The sequence below is a fragment of the Endozoicomonas sp. SESOKO4 genome, from assembly GCF_024606275.1.
Map to the genome: position 1 here is coordinate 1 of NZ_JAHHPS010000505.1, position 1,715 is coordinate 1,715.

Consider the following 1,715-nt stretch of genomic DNA (forward strand, 5'->3'; position numbering starts at 1 on the left):
GTCTCGGTGTGTACTGGAAGGGATCATCGTTATTTTCGACAACTTTCTCTGCAATCCTCAGGTTATCCTTCATTCTCTCAATGCAGGCTTTCCTGATTTCAATCTCACCTTCCAGGCTGGCCTGTTCCTGATTCAGTTGCCGGATCTTGCCGACACTACCACCATCCCAGACCAGTTGTACCCGTTTGTATCTAAGGGCATTAATCCGGTCTTCAAGGGTGTCAGTAGAGTCTGGCTTAAGACCCGCGGCTTCCTCAGTGGCTTCAAGAAGCGCGTCATGATCCGCCAAGTCCTGTTTTGCTTTGGAAACAGCTTCACTTTTACGTCTCAGGGCTAAAGCCAGCTGAGCCATTTCGTACCTGGGTACTGCTTCAGACGGCCCCACGGTGATTCTAAAATCGATCATTTCCCGTTCTTTACGAACCAGATTCGTTCGTGCATGATCCTCCTGAGCCCTTGCATCGTTTACATCCATCACTTTCTTGTCATGCACACGCAGGAATTTCCTGACCTGAATGTACTCTTTCGTGGCAAAACGCTGTTTACCCCGGACTTCATGGGTTTCGTCCTGATCATGACTCTCTGAATAGGCTTTATTGGCAATAAAGTGATCAGCTTCTTCCAGTAAACCGAGGTCACCATTTATCTGAATATTCAGTGCTTTTGTGGCTTTCCCAAGGACTTCATCCCGTTTTTCTGCGCTGCATGTCCGCAGGAAATGTTTGATGTCGTCTACTCGATCTTTAAAGGTTTGCTCATCACCTGCAGCCAGACCCAACTCGTTCTGAAGTTGTTTAATGCCCTGTTTGAGAGGTGTTTCCTCTTCATCCGAAGTATGTTGGAGGTCCGCACGGCTCACCAAAAATGCCACCTGCTTGTCACGAAGCGTGTTCAGCTTGCGTTGAACACCTGTCAGCTCACTTTCAGCTTCTTCTATTGCCCGCCTGACAGTGACTACCTCACGATCATAGACGTATCGGGGTTTGGGGCCCAGGCGAGCTATTTGTCTGTCAAGCTCATTTTCAATGGCCGTGATATGCTCGTTAACGTCAGCAAAACCTGTTTTTAAAACTTCTTCATCCAGCTGTTGAAGTCTTTTGTTAATGAGAATGTTTTGGTCTTCGATAGTGGCGTCATCTTTATAGTCCTGAATGTTGAGTTGATGAGCTATCTCATTGTTTCTGATTCTTTTGACATCTTCATTGCCACAGACTTCCTCTACTTCTTCCATTAATGCCCAAATTTGGTTGTAAAGAACATACTTGTTGTCAGACAGGGGGGCATCGTTTTCAAATTTTACCCCCAGATCATTGGCCAGCCTGGCAAGAAAAGCCCTGCCTCTTTCTTTTGCCTTATATCTTACAATGGAGTAGATCTGCAGCTCTTCCTCTATATCTTTAAGCAACTCTGTATTTTGTCTTATGACTTGCCCATCCGCATCTTCGACATAAAAGGTAAGACGCCTCTGAAGCTTCTCGTATTTTACTGCCCATTTTTGGCTCGCAGCTGTGATGTCTTCTTTCCAGAGAGTTTGTCCTATCGTATCCAGCATGGATTCTGAGACTTCATTGTTGTCAAATTTTGTACGAATCCTGCCAAGTCTTGTTGCTTTGTCATCACCTTCATTGACATTGATCTCGAGTATTTTTTCTACGGTTTTCAGTATCTCCAGCGCTTCTCTCTCTACTCGCAGTCTGGTTTTTATGAGGTATGTC

The 1,715-nt window shown here is 45.5% G+C and carries 1 protein-coding gene; it reads right to left on the reverse strand.

Going from position 1 to position 1,715, the window contains the following annotated elements; translation table 11 throughout:
• On the reverse strand, nt 1-1,715 hold a 1,715-nt coding region (locus tag KDK16_RS09895; RefSeq protein WP_257275872.1), incomplete at both ends, for a hypothetical protein.